Below are 17813 nucleotides of genomic sequence, written 5' to 3'. Positions count from 1 at the left end.
GCGGCGATCCGTCATACGCGGGTTCGACACAGGACCTGATGGTCGGGAGCGTACACGATGGAACACCCTTCAACGCCGCCTGCCGAGCCGGTGCGCGGCCTCTGGCGATGGGCGCTGATCGGCGGCGCGGCGGCGGCGGTCGCGGCGTCGTTCGGCTACGTCGGCGGCTGGCTCGCGCCGCACCGGCTGACGCCGCAGCGGCTCGTCGACGCGCTGCAGCGCAACGGCGGCCTGCATCCGGGCTACCGGCGCAATCACGCGAAAGGCGTCTGCGTGACGGGCTATTTCGAAGGCAACGGCGCGGCGAGCGCGTACTCGACCGCGCCCTTTTTCGCGGCGGCGCGCGCGCGGGTGGTCGGACGCTTCGCGCTGCCGGGCGGCAATCCGTACGCGCCGGACAACAGCGTGCCGATTCGCAGCCTCGCGCTGCGCCTGAGCGCGCCCGACGGTGAGCAATGGCGCACGGGAATGAACAGCATGCCGGTGTTTCCGGTCGCGACGCCGCGCGCGTTCTACGAGCAGACGGTGGCGGGGCGGCCCGACCCGAAGACGGGCAAGCCCGATCCGGCGAAGCTGAAGGCGTTCTTCGACGCGCATCCGGAGACGGCCGCGTTCCGCGCGTGGGCGAAGACGGCGAGGCCGGGCGCGAGCTACGTCACCGAGACGTATTACAGCCTGAACGCGTTCTATCTCGTCGATGCGGCGGGGCGACGGCAGGCGGTGCGGTGGCGCGTCGCGCCGGAACAGACGGCCGAGGCGGGCGAAGTTGCGAAGGTGGGCGATCCGAACGTGCTGCAGGAGGATCTGACGCGGCGCATCGGTTCCGGGCCGCAGCGCTGGCGTTTGTTGCTCACGCTGGCGGAGCCGGGCGATCCCGTCGACGACGCGACGCGCGCGTGGCCCGCGAATCGCACGACGATCGATGCGGGCACGCTCGTGCTCGACCGCGTGGAGGCGCAGGGCAGCGGGCCGTGCCGCGACGTCAACTATGATCCGACGATCCTGCCCGACGGCATCCGAGCGTCGGGCGACCCGCTGCTCGCCGCGCGCTCGGCCGCGTATGCGGATTCGTACCTGCGCCGCACGAGCGAAGAAGCCGGGATGCCCGGCGCCGCGCATCCGCTTTCGGAGAAACGATGATGAAGACTACGTTCGGCCCCCTGGCGCGGCTGCTGCATTGGGCGATGGCGGCGATGATCGTCTTGATGTTGTTTGTCGGCGCGGGGATGGTGGCGACGGTGTCGGGGCGGCACGCGGTGCTGATTTCGATTCATAAGCCGCTCGGGGTGGCGGTGCTGGCGCTGGCCTGCGTGCGGGTGGTGGTGCGGTTGAGTTCGCGGCCGCCGGCGTTGCCTTCGGATTTGCCGGGGTGGCAGAAATTCGCGGCGCATGGGTCGCATCTCGCGTTGTATGCGCTGATGATCGCGATGCCGGTGGTTGGGTGGGCGATGCTGTCGGCGGGCGGGTATCCGGTGACGTTGGGCGGCGGCGTGCAATTGCCGCCGATCGCGCCGGCCGATCCGGTTTGGTTCGCTTGGCTGCGGCATGCGCATCGGTGGCTGGCTTATCTGTTCTTCGCGACGTTTCTCGCGCACTTCGCCGCCGCGCTTTATCACGGGTTGATTCGGCGGGATGGGGTGCTGAGGGCGATGGTGGGGCGGTGACGGCGGCGATTAAAGGCGTGGTGGTTTTTGAGAGGAGTCTGAAGTGCTGGGTACGCCGGACAACGAGTTAGTTTTTGAATTCGTCAAAAAATGACGTGTCGACGACAAACGTTCGTACGGGTTTCAGTCCTAGCTCCAACTGTTCCAGCATATCGACAAGCTTTTCGCCATCGATAAGCTCGATTGGCGGGACGCCGTCGCGAGCTGCCTCGCGACGCGCTTCCGCCGTAAATGTTCCAGTCGTGATGATGATACCTTTATCTGTCCGGCCGGACATTGCTCCGCGAAAATCACGAACTTGTGACGGAGATACGGATTTTGCGTAGCGTTTGCATTGGAATAGAACTTTAAATGAGACGAGTGGATTAACCTGGAGTGTGCCATATCCATCTATGCCTCCGTCACCGCTACTCCCTGTTACAACCACTTGTACAAAGCCGGCTTCGCGAAGAAGCCTCTGGGACAATCGTTCGAACCCCGACGCCGGTAGATTTTTAAGTAACTGAATGAGCTCGTAGCGATAGTCGCTTGTGGCCGTAGCTGTGGGTTCTGAGGCCTCAACTGAGATAGGCTCCGAGCTAACAGCTTTCGCTCGCCGCTCCTCTCCGAAAATGCGATTCCATTTTGTAGCAATGCTACGGGCCTGATCAATCGAAAGAGACGTGCGACGACCGGCCTCCGTGAGCGCCCAGACCCCGCGTTTTGACGAGTCGACCAATCCCTCACGCACTAGGTAGAGTCGTGCCCATCGTATCCGGTTGCGGAAACGCTCTTCCCCTGACGGCAGGATTTCATTTTGCACCTCATCTGAAATATTGAGGTCTCGTGCAATACGTTCCACAACTTCGTCAGGAGTGCCAGACCCACCAAGTATCCTGAGTGCGTCTAACGCGGACCCCATATAGCGAAATATTGAAGCAGTATCTTTCTTTTCTTTTGCCATTTTCGTATATATTCGGAAATAGGAGGGTCTATGCCTCCTTGCTGCATTTTAAATGATATTAAATTTCAGTGGGTAAGCGTTAGGGGTGGGCTATTAAAAAAGACCCATAAGTTTCTCAACTTATGGGTCCGATTTTCTCATGTTATGAGGCTATCTACACGACACTGTAGCAAGACCCATAAGGTGAGATTTTCTGCCCCGCCAAATAAGGCTCTGCGGGGCGTGGGCGGCATCGGGTGAGATTTTGGGACGCATCGCGTGAGATTCACTTCCTCACTGCTGTGCCTGCCTCATCACCCTGAGTCTTCTTCACAAAGTTCTCCCATCACCCCCCCACATCAATGTGAACAAGGACGTCAGCGCCCAAGACTGCCACCTCGGTATCGCTTTGGCAACACGAGCCGCGTCGTTCGAGTATCGAAACTGCCGTGGCCAGCCGGCCATGAATTGCCCGACCAACGGCCTCCCCGTAATTCAGCTTCGCCGAGCGCGGGCTCTCACACACCTTTCGGAGCTTCTCGTCTTGAAACGCCAGTTTTATGGGCATCGTATGAACTATGCCGGCGGCCGAGAAGCTGGCCAGCCTACGTAACGCTTACATGGATAGCGTTATCGTCTGTCTTTATGGATTGCGCGAGCTTCTGCGGGACTGCAAGCCATCGGCCCGAAAACCCTGACGCACGCTTCACGACCGAGATTTTATCAACAACCCAGAATAGACCGATGGCAGGCGATGCAAGCAGGCTGCCAGACCCCAGATTGCCGTCGCGACCGAGAAAGCGAGAACCACCTCAAAACTGTGGTCCTCGTTTCTGCCGCTGTGACATCAATTGGGTGCCGCTATCTGAGCTATCGGAGCGCATCCACCCATAAATGTCTCAGTGGATGCGTACCAAAATCTCAGGTTATGGCTCCCGCTACAACTGTAGAAGGTAGTAGTTAGTGAAAATCGCACCATTGATTTTATTGGAATTTTTCACTAAATCTAACGCGATCATCGAGGCCCTGTCTCACGAGTAGTGAAAAAACTGGGCAGGCGTGCCACAAAACGTGAAAATTCTTGAGGGTGGGTCGTCGAGGCCCGCGGAGCAAGGCTCCGAGACGAGCCGTTGAAGCCTTACCGCGCCCGACGCCTCCTAGCGAAATTCATGTGGAGCCCGCCATGAAATCGGATCGGATCTGCGCTGCGTGCGGCGCACCCTTCACCCCGCTCTTAAACGTCCCGCATCAACGCTTCTGCTCGGCCAAGGCGTGCCAGCGTGCCAGGAGGCGCGCATGGCAGCACGAGCGCTTGCGAGCCGATCCCGACTACCGCGAGAACCAGACGCGTGCGCAAGCAGGCTGGCGGGCCCGACATCCCGACTATTGGCGGCAGTACCGCGAGACGCATCCGGTCTATCGCGATCGCAATTGCGCGATGCAGAGGCAACGAAATGCGCGGCGCATCGCTAGTCCCGTTGCAAACATGGACGTATGGTCCGCCTGCCGACCGCTCGCATCCGGCTTCTACATTCTGCGCGATGCGGTTGAAGCCAGCGTTGCAAAGATGAACGCGTGGACAGTGCACATCGCCGTGCTATCTGAACCGAAGCCCGTGCCGGCTTGATTGCAAAGAGATGACGTGTTCGACAATGGTCTATCGCCTGCTACCTTGCCTGTGTACTCGCTCGCATTAGCCGTCGTTGTACGCAGCGACGCGTTCGCCGATACGAGTCCCCGTGGTTGATGCTAGGGACGGCGCAGCGAGGAGCGGTTGCTGGTTGGAGCTGGATCGTGGACCTCGATTGCACATGCGAATCCTTTGTCGAGCAGGCTTGCAGGATGCGGGCCGCCGAATACGTCCGGATGTCGACCGAGCACCAGCAGTACTCGACGGAGAATCAGCGTGACCGTATTCGCGACTACGCCGCGCGTCGCGACCTCGAGATCGTGCGGACCTACGCCGACGAGGGTAAGAGCGGTTTGCGCATCGATGGGCGCCAGGCGCTGCAGCAACTGATCCGGGACGTGGAAACCGGCAGGGCCGATTTCCAGGTGATCCTCGTCTACGACGTGAGCCGTTGGGGACGATTCCAGGATGCAGACGAGAGCGCCTACTACGAGTACATCTGTCGGCGCGCCGGCATTCAGGTCGCATATTGCGCCGAACAGTTCGAGAACGACGGCTCGCCAGTTTCGACGATCGTCAAAGGTGTGAAACGCGCGATGGCCGGCGAGTACAGCCGCGAGCTGTCGGCGAAGGTCTTCGCCGGGCAGTGCCGGTTGATCGAGCTGGGTTTCCGGCAAGGCGGCCCAGCGGGCTTCGGATTGCGCCGGATCCTCGTCGACCAACATGGCCTCATGAAGGGGGAACTGCAACGCGGCGAACACAAGTGCCTGCAGACGGACCGCGTCATCCTGATGCCTGGCCCGGACAATGAGGTTCGGACCGTCAACCTCATCTACAACTGGTTCATCGACGAGTCACTCAACGAGTACGAGATCGCCGCTCGCCTGAACGGCATGAACGTTCAGACGGACCTCGGGCGACCCTGGACTCGGGCAACCATTCGGGAGGTGCTGACCAACGAGAAGTACATCGGCAACAACGTCTACAACCGCGTGTCGTTCAAGCTGAAGAAATCACGGGTCACCAATCCGCCGGAGATGTGGATACGCAAGGAGGGTGCGTTCGAATCCATCGTGCCGAGCGAGACGTTCTATACGGCGCAGGGCATCATGCGGGCGCGCGCCCGGCGCTATTCGGATGAGGAGCTCATCGAGCGCCTGCGCAACCTGTACCGAAGCCGAGGTTTCCTATCGGGCGTCGTGATCGACGAAACGGAAGGCATGCCGTCCACCTCGGTTTATGTGTATCACTTCGGCAGTCTGATCCGCGCGTATCAAACTGTTGGATTTACGCCTGGGCGTGACTACCGCTATATCGAAACGAATCGCTTCCTCCGGCAACTGCATCCCGAGATCGTTGCCGAGACGGAGAAGAAGATCGCGGATCTCGGCGGGTCCGTGTCGCGTGATCCTGCGACGGATCTGCTAACCGTGAACAGTGAGTTCACCGCCTGCATCGTACTGTCGCGCTGCCAGGCGCACGATACCGGCCGCAATCGCTGGAAGGTGCGGTTCGACACGAGCCTGCTTCCGGACATCACGGTGGCGGTCCGGCTAGATCGCAGCAATGCGGCGGCGCTCGACTATTACCTTTTGCCGCGGCTCGATTTTGGTCAACCCCGCATCCAGCTCGCAGATCAAAATCCGATCGAGTTCGAGAGCTATCGCTTCGACACGCTCGACTACCTATACGGTATGGCGCAGCGTGCTCGGCTGAGGAGAGCAGCATGAATCAGCGAGTTCAAGCCGGTGAGGTTCGAATGATCCCCATCGACCAGATCGAAGTGATCAATCCGCGCGAGCGGAACGGTCGCGTCTTCGAGGAGATCGTCAGTAACATCAAGACGATCGGCCTGAAGAAGCCAATCCTAGTCACGCCACGGGCCACCGCCAGTGGAATCGAGAAATTTCTCCTCGTGTGTGGCGAAGGACGGCTGAAGGCATTCCGATCGCTTGGCGAAACAACGATCCCGGCACTCGTCGTAACAGTTAGCGACGAGGATGCATTCATTATGAGCCTGACGGAGAACATCGCGCGCCGGCAGTGCCGGCCGCTCGAGTTACTCGCCGGCATCCGCGAACTGCAGGAGCGTGGCTATCCGCCAAAAGCCATCGCCGAGAAGACTGGACTCACGCAGCAGTACGTACAGGGGATCCTGACGCTGCTGCATCAGGGGGAAGAGCGGCTCGTCATCGCAGTGGAGAAAGGACGAATTCCGCTCAATGCTGCCCTCTCGATCGTCGGCGCTGGCGATGACGATGAGGCGATTCAGGTTGCCCTTCAGGAGGCGTATGAGTCAGGCAAACTGCGCGGTCGCCAGTTGATGGATGCCCGGCGCCTAATCGAACGTCGGAAAGCACTCGGTCGTACGGCAAATCGGAACATGACGCGCAAGGTGTCCGACGTGACAACGTCCAGTTTAGTTCGCACCTATCAGCACGAAGTCGATCGACAAAAGGCCATGGTGAGAAAGGCCGAATTTACGCAGCAGCGATTGCTATTCGTTGTAGGCGCACTAAGGCAGTTGTTCACCGACGAGAATTTCATCAACCTGCTGCGCGCTGAGGGGCTCGCGACATTGCCGAAGTATCTGGCGGAACGTGTGTGGCCGAGCGGGAGTTCAACATGACCGGCGTAGCACTCGGGTTCATCCCGGAACCATTGTCTGTTCCGATTACTAGCATCCTGCCATCGAGGCGCACACCTGTCGGCATGATTGCATCACGCAAGTTCAAGCAGATCCGAAGTTCCATTGAAGAAGTGGGCCTGATCGAGCCGCTGTCGGTCACGCCAGTCGACCAGGCGTCGGGCAACCATGTGCTGCTCGATGGACATCTGAGGCTGATCGCGTTGCAGGATCTCCAGTTCAGCACCGCTTCCTGCCTGGTTGCCACGGACGACGAGAGCTACACATATAACAATCGTGTCAATCGCCTGTCGACCATCCAGGAGCACTTCATGATTCGTCGGGCCGTCGAAAGAGGCGTGTCCCCAGAGCGCCTGGCGAAAGCGCTTTCGGTAGATGTGTCGCAGATACTCAAGAGGATGGCGTTGCTGGACGGAATTTGCGCTGAAGCGGCCGAGTTGCTGAAGGACCGGCAGTTTTCGCCGGAGCTGGTTCGCGCTCTACGCAAGATGAAGCCCACACGGCAGGTCGAGTGTGTCGAGCTGATGGCTGCAGCGAACAACCTGTCGGTGTCATATGCCGAAGCGCTGCTCGTTGCGACACCGGCCTCTCGGTTAGTCGAAGGAAAGAAACCCAGGAAGCTGACCGGCGTGAGTCCCGAGCAGATGGCGAAGATGGAACGGGAGATGAGTAATCTCCAGGGGCAGTATAAGTTGGTGGAGCAGACCTACGGACAGGACGTGCTCAACTTGGTTCTCGCGAAGGGCTATCTTGCGAGGTTGCTCGAGAACGAATCAGCGCGCTGGTACTTGCAAGCGCAACAGGCAGACTTGCTTGTTGAGTTTCAGGCCATCGTAGATACGATAGCCCTGGACCAGCCAGCGGTCGAAGCGTCGGCATCGTGATCGTCGTCGGTCGGGTCCCTGCCAGCGACAATACATCAGACGTCGTGCGCTGAAGTGGCCCATCGAACCGCTGATTTCACCGGTTGATGCATGTACGAAAGCGTTTATCGATCGGTGAGTTGAAAAGCTGCACAGTGGTGGTGGTTGGTGTCACCGCACATCAGTATTTAAAGCGCGGTTGATGCCAGCCACGCTCGGCGACATGTTTATCGTGGTCGGGAATCTCGGCCGTGATGACAGTTAGCGTCTTTCCATAGTCTCCGAGGCCGATCACCTCCTCGGAAGCTGCAATCTCGTCGTCGGTGTGGAACCAGAGATTCAGTTCAGAATCGTCGCACTCTTCGGCTGCAGACTCGACGTTCCTCTTGTCTTGGTTGAAGTCGCGCGTCAACGAGTCTCGAGGTAGGACTCCGCCCTTTTTGAGGTGGAGGTAACCTTTTATTCCCCACATGGCTGGCGACGCAAAACAGTAGTCGACCGTCGAACCATGACTCACGACGATTGCGACCGCTGCTTCGGCAAACTGCGTGTATCGGATGGCAGACGCGGTCAATGACGTCTTACAGTCGGCAGCTAACCCTTTTACAGCGTCCATGCCATCAGAGTATCGACCGGCTGCAGCATCAAAGAGATGACTTGGCATTAGGAGCCCGGCAGCAAAGTGATCCGCCTCCAGTTCGTACTGATCGGATGAGGCGAATCCAGCTCGGGATTCGTGAATATCGCCTCCGCGGAAAACTGCTTCTGAATGTCCTGCAAGGAAATAGTGACCGAGTTCGTGAGCGATGCTGAAACGCTGAAAACCTTCGCTCTTAATGTGTGTAGCGTAGGCGATTGCAAATTGCTCTCCCGAGCGAATGAGCATGCCTGATACGCCCTGAGTACTGGGTGGTTTGGCAACTACGTGAATTTCTCTGGCTGCAGCAAGTGATAACACATCAATCGGCAGTGTTAGACCTTCATCGCGAACAATTTTTTCGGCGACTTGCTCAGCATCCCGTAGCTTTTTCTCGATCACGACCACTCCTATGAGCGATTGCGCTCCGCTAGTTGTTTGATCAGGTTTTCAGCAATGATTCTGTCAGTCTCGCTCAGTGATTTCACGTCGCGATAGAGCTTCTCGTCAAGCGCCGTATTTCCATGCATGTCCTCCGTTCTTCCGAGTAGGTAGTCAGTCGTGACATCGAGCGCCTTCGCCAACGCTCGCAGGTTGTCGAAAGATGGCTTTCTTGTCCCGTCCTCCTTCTCGAAGTGCGAAACGGAAGTCGCGGGCAAGTTGCACAAGCGCCCGAGATCGGCTTGGGTGAGCTTGCGAACTTCTTCCCGAACATGACGCAAACGCTGTGCGAACAGCTTGCGGCTGGAATCTTGCATTTGTCGAAAACGTAAAGTCTATGTTGACGAAGTCGGATATGACCGATATAGTAAGGTCGAACTTGGCAAAGTCGACAAGTTAAGTTTAGCACGGAGGCCGCAGATTTGGGGCTTCCGGTCAGGCTTTCGTGAAGTGTCAACCTTGTCTGCTCTGCGCCTGGTCGGCTGGGTCGCCTCCAGTAAAGGGGAGCGTTATGCATGATGCGGTGCGGAACGAATTGCGTCGAATCGGGGAGTTACTGGATTCGGGCGTATATCCGGTTGTAAGGAATGGTGGGGTCGTGGTGCCCAGGGAGCCCATCGTTTCTTCGCAAATCCTGGGCCAGGAGTCGAAGCATGTCAGACCAGGAAAAGAGGGAGCAAAAGCACGACCAAGGGCAACGGAATCCGAGCGACACGGAACATCATTCGCCGGAGCATCATGGTCACAATCCGAACCCGGGACGCCACGTTCCGCCGCATCGCTCGTCGTCGCAGAGCTTCGCAAAAAGTTCGAGCATGAGCTAGCCGCGATTGAAGAGGCCTACCCCGGCACGCGGTACTGGCTCGACGACGAGGGCATGTGGTTGGTCGTTGAGAGTTCATTGTTGCCGGGGTTCTCACAAAGAGCGATTTTTGTTATTGCGATACAGTTTACGTCTGGCCTTGTTCGAGGATGGGGATTCTGGGCGACCGAAGTCGTTGGATACGAATGGATAGGGCCTCGTCATACGAACTTTCCAGACGGCTCCATATGCGCATTTGAGCCGACTGATGGCACTTGGACGGTTTGGAGCCCGCTCGTTGGACTGCTCGACTTATATTCCATATGGGCAGTCCGGCAACTTCATCTGAGGACCTTCGGGCGTTGGCCCGGCTATCAATCAGTCCGTTATCCATATGAGCGCATATTGGAATTGCGGGAGGATGAGCATTGCGGCTGCGAGAGGTATACCAAGCTCTATGGAAAGTGTTGTTGGGATGCCGATCGAGCGCTAAGCCAAATCAGGGAGGCGGTGCTGTTCACTTTGCATATGCGCGGCGGGTTGCGGCAGCCACCATCTGCGATTGTGAATTTCTTGCGCAATGGCTCGTGTCCCCCGGATCACCGGGACATATTTCCTCCGGTTAGCTCGTCTGCGTTAGATGCTTCGGTAGCGTAGCTTATGTCGACGGCATCTTCGGCTGATTGCGATTTGCGATGCACGGGCCAATTTTGATCGATTATACCGAGCTCCCATCGGACCAAAGAGGAAAAGGCCCACCGCGATGGCGGGCACTTTCAAGTACCAAGGAGCGTTGATTTGACAATTGCTGATGCTTTGTCTCGATCAAGACGCCTAGAATAGCTAAATTGAATCATCATATGATCTAATGGCCGAATTCCGCGATGCATCGATGACTTCCGCGGCCCCCCACTCGATAACGCCGCTGCTGGATTAAGAGCCACCTGTGCTTGTCCTGACGGTGTCAACGCGCGTCGATGTTGTGTCGGTCCTAGCTGATTCCTCTCGGTTTGCACCGGTGGTCCGTTGTTTTCTGGCACCATTCGATGCGTTGCTGGGTTTGCTGTTCCTGCGGAAACCGGAACCGAACGCCGTGGAGGCTGGGGCGTGTTCGAACCGCCCGCCGACAGTTTTTCGAGCCTGTTCCGATAGCGGTTGATCGCGCTTCATGTGATCTGGCTCGCACATGAGCACTGGCTTGTCGCGTACCGGGATGACCATTTTGATCCTGATGGCTCGGGATCAGGCTGCACAGCGGCCCGGCCCGGAACTGTGACCGCGATCGATGCTGGCACTTGGGCCGTGCTCGACTGGCTGCAGGAACGCGCTAGCCTGTTTGCTTGACGAGACACGCTGCAGATCGTACTCGGATGGTTTGCCAAACCTGTTGCGGCAGAAACGATCTCGCAACGGGCAATGGTCGTGCTCGATACAGTTGTGCCGATCGTCATTCAGGCCGGCGACGCTGAGCCGTTGGTGCTGCACGGCCCCGAGGCGGGGGTGCTGGCACATCGTGCCGCGAGCGACGATTGCTTGACGTAAGGCGCGGACGCGGGTCAGTACACGACGTCGTAGATGGCAGGATTTGAAGAAAAAGAGAGAGGGTCGAAGTGAGTATCAGCGAAACACTCAGCAGCTTCGCATCGGGGGCGGTCGACTGGAACCGTCGGCCGGTCGCATTGAATTTCGGCAAGGCACAAGGCGCGTTGGGGAACCTGCTCGCGCTGCAGCACGCGCGCGTACACGAAGGGCTGATGACCGGCATCCACGGCCATCTGACCTGCGTGTCGCCCCGTCACAATCTATCGCCACGGCTATTCCTTGGGGTTCCCGTCTCGCTGCGGCTCGTTACCGACCGCGGCCAGTTGCACTTCGTCAACGCGATCATTCAAGACGTGCAGATCGGCCAGAGCGACGGCGAGCTGTGCGTGTACCAGCTCACGGTATGCGATGCCCTGTCGTTGATGGACAAGCGTACCAACTCGCGCGTGTTCCGCCAGAGCAGCGTCATCGACATCCTCGCGACGCTGTTCAATGAATGGCGTCAGCGCAGCTCTGCGCTGGCGGCCGCCTTCGAATTCGACTTGTCTCATCTGAGTCGCGACCGGTATCCGGCGCGCGAATTGACCCGGCAGGTTAACGAATCGGACGCGAAGTTTGTGCGCCGCCTGCTACGCCGTGAAGGCATTACCGTGTTCGCCAAATCCGGCCCGGCCACAGGTGCACGCAATATTCACGACGACACGCCCGTGCATACGCTCGTATGCTGCGATGACCCGACTTCCCTGCCTGAAGCACCGGCTGGCACCGTGCGCCTGCATCCGCGCGATGCCGGCACCGAAGAACGCGACACAGTTACGCTGTTCGCGCTGCACCAGCAACTGACGCCCGGCAAGGCCGGCCGCCCATCCTGGGACTACAAGAAGGCGCGCATCGATGAGTCAGTGGTCGCGACGAGCGTCGATCAGGGCGAAGCCGGCAACGACCTGGCGCAACTGCTGACCGACATCGCGATCGACATCCCGCATGCGGGCGACTCGTGGAACGATCACGAGCGCCTCACGCGTGCCCGGATGCTCGCGCATCAGTTCGAGGCCGAGCGCTACGACGGCGTGAGTAGCGTGCGCGATCTGGCCGTCGGCGCGTGGATCACGCTGACCGGCGACCCGGAATGGGACATGCAGCCGACCGACCAGCGGCAGTTCATGATCACGTCGATCGAGCACGATGTCTGGAACAACCTGCCGAAGGGGCTGACCGAGCGCGTACAGGCGCTGTTCGCGGCGAGCCGACACCTCGTCTATCCGTCACCGACCCATCAGCCGGCGGCGACGACCGAAGCTGATACGCGCTACGAGAACCATTTCACCTGCGTGCGCCGCGGCGTGCCGCTTACGCCGGCGTACGATCCGAGGATCGATCTGCCGCCCGTGCACTTGCTGACCGGCACGATCGTCGGCCAGGAGGGCGAGGAAGTGTTCTGCGATGCCGACGGCCGGGTGCGTGTGCGGATCCACGGTCTCGACCCGGCGGACCACGCGCACGCCCAGGGCGCCGGCACCAACGACAACGCCGGTGACAGCGCGCCGATTCGTGTCGGGGCGAGCCTGGCAGGCGGGAGCTTCGGCGCCCTGTTCCTGCCACGCGTCGGCATGGAGGTCTTGATCGGTAGCCTCGGCGGTGACCCGGACCGGTTGATCATCATCAATGTGCTGAGCAACGGCGCGAATCCGCCGGCAGCTTTCACCCACGTCGGCAACTTGCCCGGCAACCGCTACGTGTCGGGGATCAAGACCAAGGAAATTAAGGGCCGCCGGTATAACCAGTTGCGTCTCGACGATACGCCATCACAAATTTCCGCGCAGTTGGCGAGCGAACATGCGCATTCCCAATTGAATCTCGGGTATCTGACGCAGCCCCGCCAAGACGGCCGCGGTCAGGATCGCGGCGAGGGGGCCGAGCTGCGCACCGACGCGGCGGCCGCGCTGCGCGCCGCGCAGGGGATCCTGCTGACGACCTACGCGCGCTCGCAAGCGAGCGGCGGCCAGCTTGACCGCGAAGAGCTGCTGCGGCTGCTCGGCGAGTGCACCGAGTTGTTCAAATCGCTTGGCGACTATGCCGGTCAGCACGGCGGACTCGCCAGCGATACGCAGCCGCAAAACCAGCTTGCCGCCACAGTGAAGAACTGGAACTCCACGACGAATGACGGAGCGGTGGCGCAGGCTTCGGGCGTGATCGTCCTGGGCGCGGAAGCCGGAACAGTAAACGTCACCCCGAAGTCGCACGTTGCCTATGCGGGCGAGAACATCGACCAGGTCGCGCAACAGCATGTCCAGATGACGAGCGGCCAGCGCCTGAATGCGACGGCGGGTCAGGGAATGAATCTGTTCGCGCGCGGCGAGGGGCTCAAAGCTGTCGCGGGCGAAGGGCCGCTGCTACTGCAAGCGCAGGCTGACACGCTGATGGCGAATGCACAGAAAGATATCAAGCTGACGAGCAACGAGGGCCAACTCATCGCGACTGCCAAGACGGTTCGTCTCGTAGCCGAGGACGGCAGCTACATTGAAATCGGTAACGGCGTGACGATCGGCACGAACGGCAGTATCAAACTGCTGTCAGCATCGCACCAGTGGGGCGGCCCCTCGACGCAACAGGCCAGTCCAACCCCGTTCAGCCGCGCTCCGACCGACCAGCAGTTCCGATTGCACTTTCCAGGGCACACGGACGAAACGCCGGCCATTGCGGCCAATCGCTCATACCGAATTTCACTGGACGACGGACGTGTTGTCGAAGGCAAGAGCGACGCGAACGGGTTAACGAACCTGCTCAAAGACGACATGGCACGGATTGCCAAGATCGATATTCTGAAACCGACACTCTGATCAGCGGGCGGGGAACAAACATGGCTGACGACAAGAAGCCAGAGCACATCATTGCGCAGGGCGCGGGAGTCCTGCATTCGAATCGGGGAAACTACAAGCACGTCGAAATCCCGGCGGACCGTCCCGGCGTCGTGATTTTTTTACACGGCGTGAATGATCCCGGCGGAAACTATGACCATATCGAGAAGGGTCTGTGCGAAGGGCTCAATGAGCGCCTGAGCCGCGTCGACTTGAAGCCCGGCGAGTACGGTGTGGCTTTTCAGAAAGCGTTGAAGTACACACGCAAGGACCCCGACTTCGCGCAATGGCGGGAAACGAAATACGATCCGGACACGTACCTCTACAAACGCACGGAAATCACCGACGGGCCCGGCAAGACCCATAGCATGCTCATTCCGTTCTACTGGGGATATCGTGCCAGTCCCGACGAGATAAAGGGTGGGGAAAAAAATCCGGTCACCTTGCGCGGACAGTACCAGGACAAACACGGCAACCGTCTGAGCAAACATTTCGCAAAAGGCGGCGGAATGTTCAACAATGCGACCACCAATATTCCGGCCATGTTCGATCCAGGTTGGCTGGACAATACGGCCAATCAGGTGGCCAGTGCTCGGATGAGCGATTACCAGTACAGCTCGGACAGTCCGCACCGGCATTACTTTGTACTGGCGGCGAAGCGGCTGGCAATGCTGGTCCATGAAATCCGCCGGGTAGATCCGAACGAGACGATTTCGATCATGGCCCATAGTCAGGGGACGCTGATCACGTTGCTTTCGCAAGCGTTCCTGGTCGAAGATAACAAGGAGCGCTGCGTCGACTGCGTGATCATGGTCGACACGCCGTATGGCGTGAATGAACCGACACTGGGCGATATTGCGCAGCCGAGCGCAACTCCCTACACTTCGCGCGGCAAGATCAATACCTTGAAAAGTATCGTCAAGGCAGTGACCGGGAGTCCGTGGCAATCGCCCAAACTGGACGAACTCAAGGTAGAACAACAACCGGGCACGCCGAATCCTAATTACCACGGACGAACGGGGCACGGATGGAGCCCTACCCAGGCGAGCCGACGCGACAAGGACGGTTCGACGCATTCGTTTCAGGAACGGGACAATCGAGGCAAGGTTTATCTGTATTTCTGCACAGAAGATTCGACGGTCGACCTACCGAACATCAAGGGCATCGGCACGCACGGTGTCCCGGATACGGTCGAGGAAGGGTGGTTGAGCGACAAGAAAAACAGTTTCTGGAAACCAATTCAAAAATCCAGAGCGGTCCTGCCCGCGATGAACGAGCTGAAGAACCTGAGGTTCTACCAGCGTCTCTGGACGAAAAAGACCAGCGGGATCAACAACGGGCAGCCGGTACTGGTCGGGGCGACGCCCGCTCATTACGAAGGCACCTATGATGCTGGCCTGATTTCGAAGGATATTGAAAAGCGATGGATCAACGGCGAAGCTATCGTACCGCCCTACAAGCCGAACCTGTACGGCGATGAGGGCATCAAGGGCGATCCGAGCCACAAAGGACGCGACAAGCCTGACCATGTGTCCCGCGACACGATGCTGGGCAATCCTAACGCCAAAGATATCCGCAGCGTAGCAATGCCCAATGTACCCAAAGAAGTTTTCGATGGCGGTTATCAGAAAGTCTTGGCGTGGTTCAATAGCCAGTCTCCCGACCCGGAAGATCATACGGATTCCGTCTGGTTATCAGATGGCGGCAAGCTGACCTACCATCGAGCGGAAACGCCGAATGAGGTTCGTAACCGGCTCGAGAAAAGAGACGCGAAGGCGTGGGACGAGAACTCGTATCACTCGGCCATCCTGCGTGACTCCGACAACATCCGTCGCGTCGCGGCGATGGACGTAGCGATTGGACAGGCCAAGAGTCTCGACGATCCGGATGTGCGGAATTTGTTGATAGCAATTGCTGACTGGAAAATTGATCCGAAGGGAATGGATGCGATCGAAAGCAATGCCTATTACCCAAACTTGGATGATTCATCAAAGAGCCTGATTAAAGGAAATTACTTTTACTACACACAAGGGAAATTTCCTAGCAATCTGGTTCCAACAAAACCGCCCAAGATGGTTGACGCCGAGACATACCGGGACCGCCGGAAGAACCGCCAATGAAACCGACATTTACTGCCGCCGCTCGCCCGCGCCTGCTACCCTATGCGCTTGTGTTGGCGATCTTCGTGTTCGCTTGGATGTTCTATATCTTATTCGGCTCTTACCAGCACTGGGAGAGCACCGGCCTTGAGGTTCCCAACATGGGTAGCACCCTCCGAAACGGACTGTTTGCAATCGTTGGCCTGGTCGCGGTTGGCTTCACTGCACATTGGGCCATGCGCACTACGCCGAGCGCCAACGCGACTGCGCCCGTTCCGGCAAGCACGTCGTCAGCGCATGCGGTTGTGTCGTCGCCCTACGCAAATGCCGGCAGCGTGAAGATGCTCGCGGCGACCGGACAGAAATATGCGCTGGAAATTCGCGGGATTGGATTGGCAGTTGCAGGACGTCGCCAAGAAGGGATTTGGGAGCAGATCGAGGAAAAAAAGGACAACTATTCGACGATCTTGTCGGACGATCCAAAGCGATATGGGGAGAATCCTGACGAGCGAAAAATCTTTTCAACTTTGGCCACGGGGGCGGCGTTCAAGTATGCCGCCAGCGAAGCAGTCGACCACTGGCCGTTGCCAGTGATCATCTTGGGGCCGCCGAAAGGACCGATCGGGAAATACCGATCAGCGTTTGAAATTGCTGATGCAAGACAAAATGCTGGGCTTGGCGTGACGCTATTTTTGCGGATAGACGATAAGAACACCAGCAGCGCGGCTCCGGCACTTTCTCAGCTGTTCGAATTCTTCGATCAGCATCCGGACGTACCGGCCGTCCTTGTGATGACGCAAGACGGCATGCAGTATCGGTGGGCGGCGAAGACCCCGGGGACCCCATCGGATCCTCCCGGCGCCTTTATTCCGCCTGTCCCGGACAGCATGGCGACTTTGCTGGTGTCGCGTACAGACCGCGTGGATCAACTCGTACGCCCCTATGCCGTCAACGTGCCAGGCGATATTGACAAGGACAAGACGCAATACGACGTCGTCAAGTTGTGGAATTACTACTGGAAGGAAGATGATATTTTTCAGGACGAATTCAACAACAATCCGAACAACGGTACCGGCGTTGCGACCATGACGACCGATTGGTGGGTTTCGAAGCTGCCGGAATTGTGGAGAGAAACCACCAACAAAGGACCAGGCGACTTCAAGCCCAGTACGTACCTGCCGGTTCGGTGGACGAATTGGCAAATCGAGGAATTCGATGAGGCACCGCTGCTTGGATATCTGCACCGACCCGTCACCGTCAAGCTGAGCGATAGCGAAGGCAAGCCGATGCGCCGTACCGAGCAGGCGCAGGCACTGCAGGAAGGCTGGAAACGGGCGATGGCGACGTTGCCGGACGGCGCGAAACCGACTCGCGTGTTCTACGATACCTCGTCGGATCGGACGTGGGCGATTCCGCTGTCACAAGCGCTGCACGGCAATGCCGAGGGCATCGATCTGAGTGAGGTCAAAGAAGGCTACGATATCGGTCGCCGTATCGGCAATACGGGCGTGAGTTCCGCCCTCGTCCAGGTCTGCCTTGCGACCATCGGGAGTTATCGGGCTGGTGGCGCGAGCGCGACGGTCAATGTGATGGACAACGGCACGGCCAGCATCGTGATGGTGAGCCCCCCGAACGACGCGAGTAAGGCCGCCAATCTCAAGCATCGCGGCCCCGATCCCTTGAAGTACCGGTCAGCAGGTTGAAATGC

12 protein-coding genes are annotated in these 17813 nt (G+C 58.8%); 9 read left to right on the top strand and 3 right to left on the bottom strand.

All coding sequences use genetic code 11. From position 1 onward, the window contains the following. Window positions 1-57: 57 nt before the first annotated feature. A complete protein-coding gene (locus tag X946_RS17385) occupies window positions 58-1140 on the top strand; it encodes a catalase family peroxidase (protein ID WP_038749914.1) in 1083 nt (360 codons plus the stop codon). Then, window positions 1137-1664, top strand: a complete 528-nt coding sequence (locus X946_RS17380) for a cytochrome b (RefSeq protein WP_038749911.1) — start codon at window positions 1137-1139, stop codon at window positions 1662-1664. The genes X946_RS17385 and X946_RS17380 overlap by 4 nt, the downstream gene beginning before the upstream one ends. Before the next feature lie 67 nt (window positions 1665-1731). On the opposite strand, the gene X946_RS17375 is transcribed toward X946_RS17380, so the two are convergent. Beyond that, a complete protein-coding gene (locus X946_RS17375) occupies window positions 1732-2607 on the bottom strand; it encodes a restriction endonuclease (protein WP_052145110.1) in 876 nt (291 codons plus the stop codon). A gap of 1162 nt (window positions 2608-3769) precedes the next feature. On the opposite strand from X946_RS17375, the gene X946_RS31520 reads away from it, so the two are divergent. The 4 genes from X946_RS31520 to X946_RS17360 all read left to right on the top strand — a co-directional run bounded on the left by X946_RS31520 (window position 3770) and on the right by X946_RS17360 (window position 7747). Further along, on the top strand, window positions 3770-4213 hold the full coding sequence (locus tag X946_RS31520; protein ID WP_081989709.1) for a hypothetical protein: 444 nt from the start codon (window positions 3770-3772) through the stop codon (window positions 4211-4213). Between the two features lie 119 nt (window positions 4214-4332). Then, on the top strand, window positions 4333-5946 hold the full coding sequence (locus X946_RS17370; RefSeq protein WP_038749905.1) for a recombinase family protein: 1614 nt from the start codon (window positions 4333-4335) through the stop codon (window positions 5944-5946). Continuing rightward, window positions 5943-6845, top strand: a complete 903-nt coding sequence (locus X946_RS17365; RefSeq protein ID WP_038749904.1) for a plasmid partitioning protein RepB C-terminal domain-containing protein — start codon at window positions 5943-5945, stop codon at window positions 6843-6845. Before X946_RS17370 ends, X946_RS17365 begins: the two co-directional genes overlap by 4 nt. Next, window positions 6842-7747, top strand: coding sequence for a plasmid partitioning protein RepB C-terminal domain-containing protein (locus tag X946_RS17360; protein WP_038749901.1), 906 nt, complete (start codon window positions 6842-6844; stop codon window positions 7745-7747). Before X946_RS17365 ends, X946_RS17360 begins: the two co-directional genes overlap by 4 nt. A gap of 160 nt (window positions 7748-7907) precedes the next feature. Here X946_RS17360 and X946_RS31515 read toward each other — a convergent pair whose 3' ends face one another. Both X946_RS31515 and X946_RS17350 read right to left on the bottom strand, forming a co-directional pair. Next, on the bottom strand, window positions 7908-8765 hold the full coding sequence (locus tag X946_RS31515) for an ImmA/IrrE family metallo-endopeptidase (RefSeq protein WP_161788671.1): 858 nt from the start codon (window positions 8763-8765) through the stop codon (window positions 7908-7910). An 8-nt stretch (window positions 8766-8773) separates the two neighbouring features. Beyond that, entirely contained in the window at window positions 8774-9121 is a 348-nt protein-coding gene (locus X946_RS17350; RefSeq protein ID WP_038749895.1) for a helix-turn-helix domain-containing protein, read from the bottom strand. Window positions 9122-11216: 2095 nt separating this feature from the next. On the opposite strand from X946_RS17350, the gene X946_RS17345 reads away from it, so the two are divergent. Genes X946_RS17345 through X946_RS17335 form a run of 3 tightly spaced genes read left to right on the top strand, consistent with a single transcriptional unit; the run spans window position 11217 to window position 17808 of the window. Continuing rightward, window positions 11217-13988 carry a type VI secretion system Vgr family protein gene (locus X946_RS17345; protein ID WP_038749893.1) on the top strand — a complete coding sequence of 924 codons (2772 nt, stop codon included), beginning with the start codon at window positions 11217-11219 and terminating at the stop codon, window positions 13986-13988. A gap of 20 nt (window positions 13989-14008) precedes the next feature. Next, entirely contained in the window at window positions 14009-16126 is a 2118-nt protein-coding gene (locus tag X946_RS17340) for a T6SS effector phospholipase Tle3 domain-containing protein (RefSeq protein ID WP_038749890.1), read from the top strand. Continuing rightward, window positions 16123-17808 carry a type VI lipase adapter Tla3 domain-containing protein gene (locus tag X946_RS17335; protein ID WP_038749887.1) on the top strand — a complete coding sequence of 562 codons (1686 nt, stop codon included), beginning with the start codon at window positions 16123-16125 and terminating at the stop codon, window positions 17806-17808. Before X946_RS17340 ends, X946_RS17335 begins: the two co-directional genes overlap by 4 nt. Window positions 17809-17813 lie beyond the last annotated feature (5 nt).

It is taken from the genome of Burkholderia sp. ABCPW 111 (assembly GCF_000773065.1).
In the GTDB taxonomy this organism is placed as follows: Bacteria; Pseudomonadota; Gammaproteobacteria; order Burkholderiales; family Burkholderiaceae; genus Burkholderia; species Burkholderia savannae.
The sequence above is the reverse complement of the archived record's forward strand: the minus strand, read 5'-3'. Positions and strand labels throughout refer to the sequence as shown.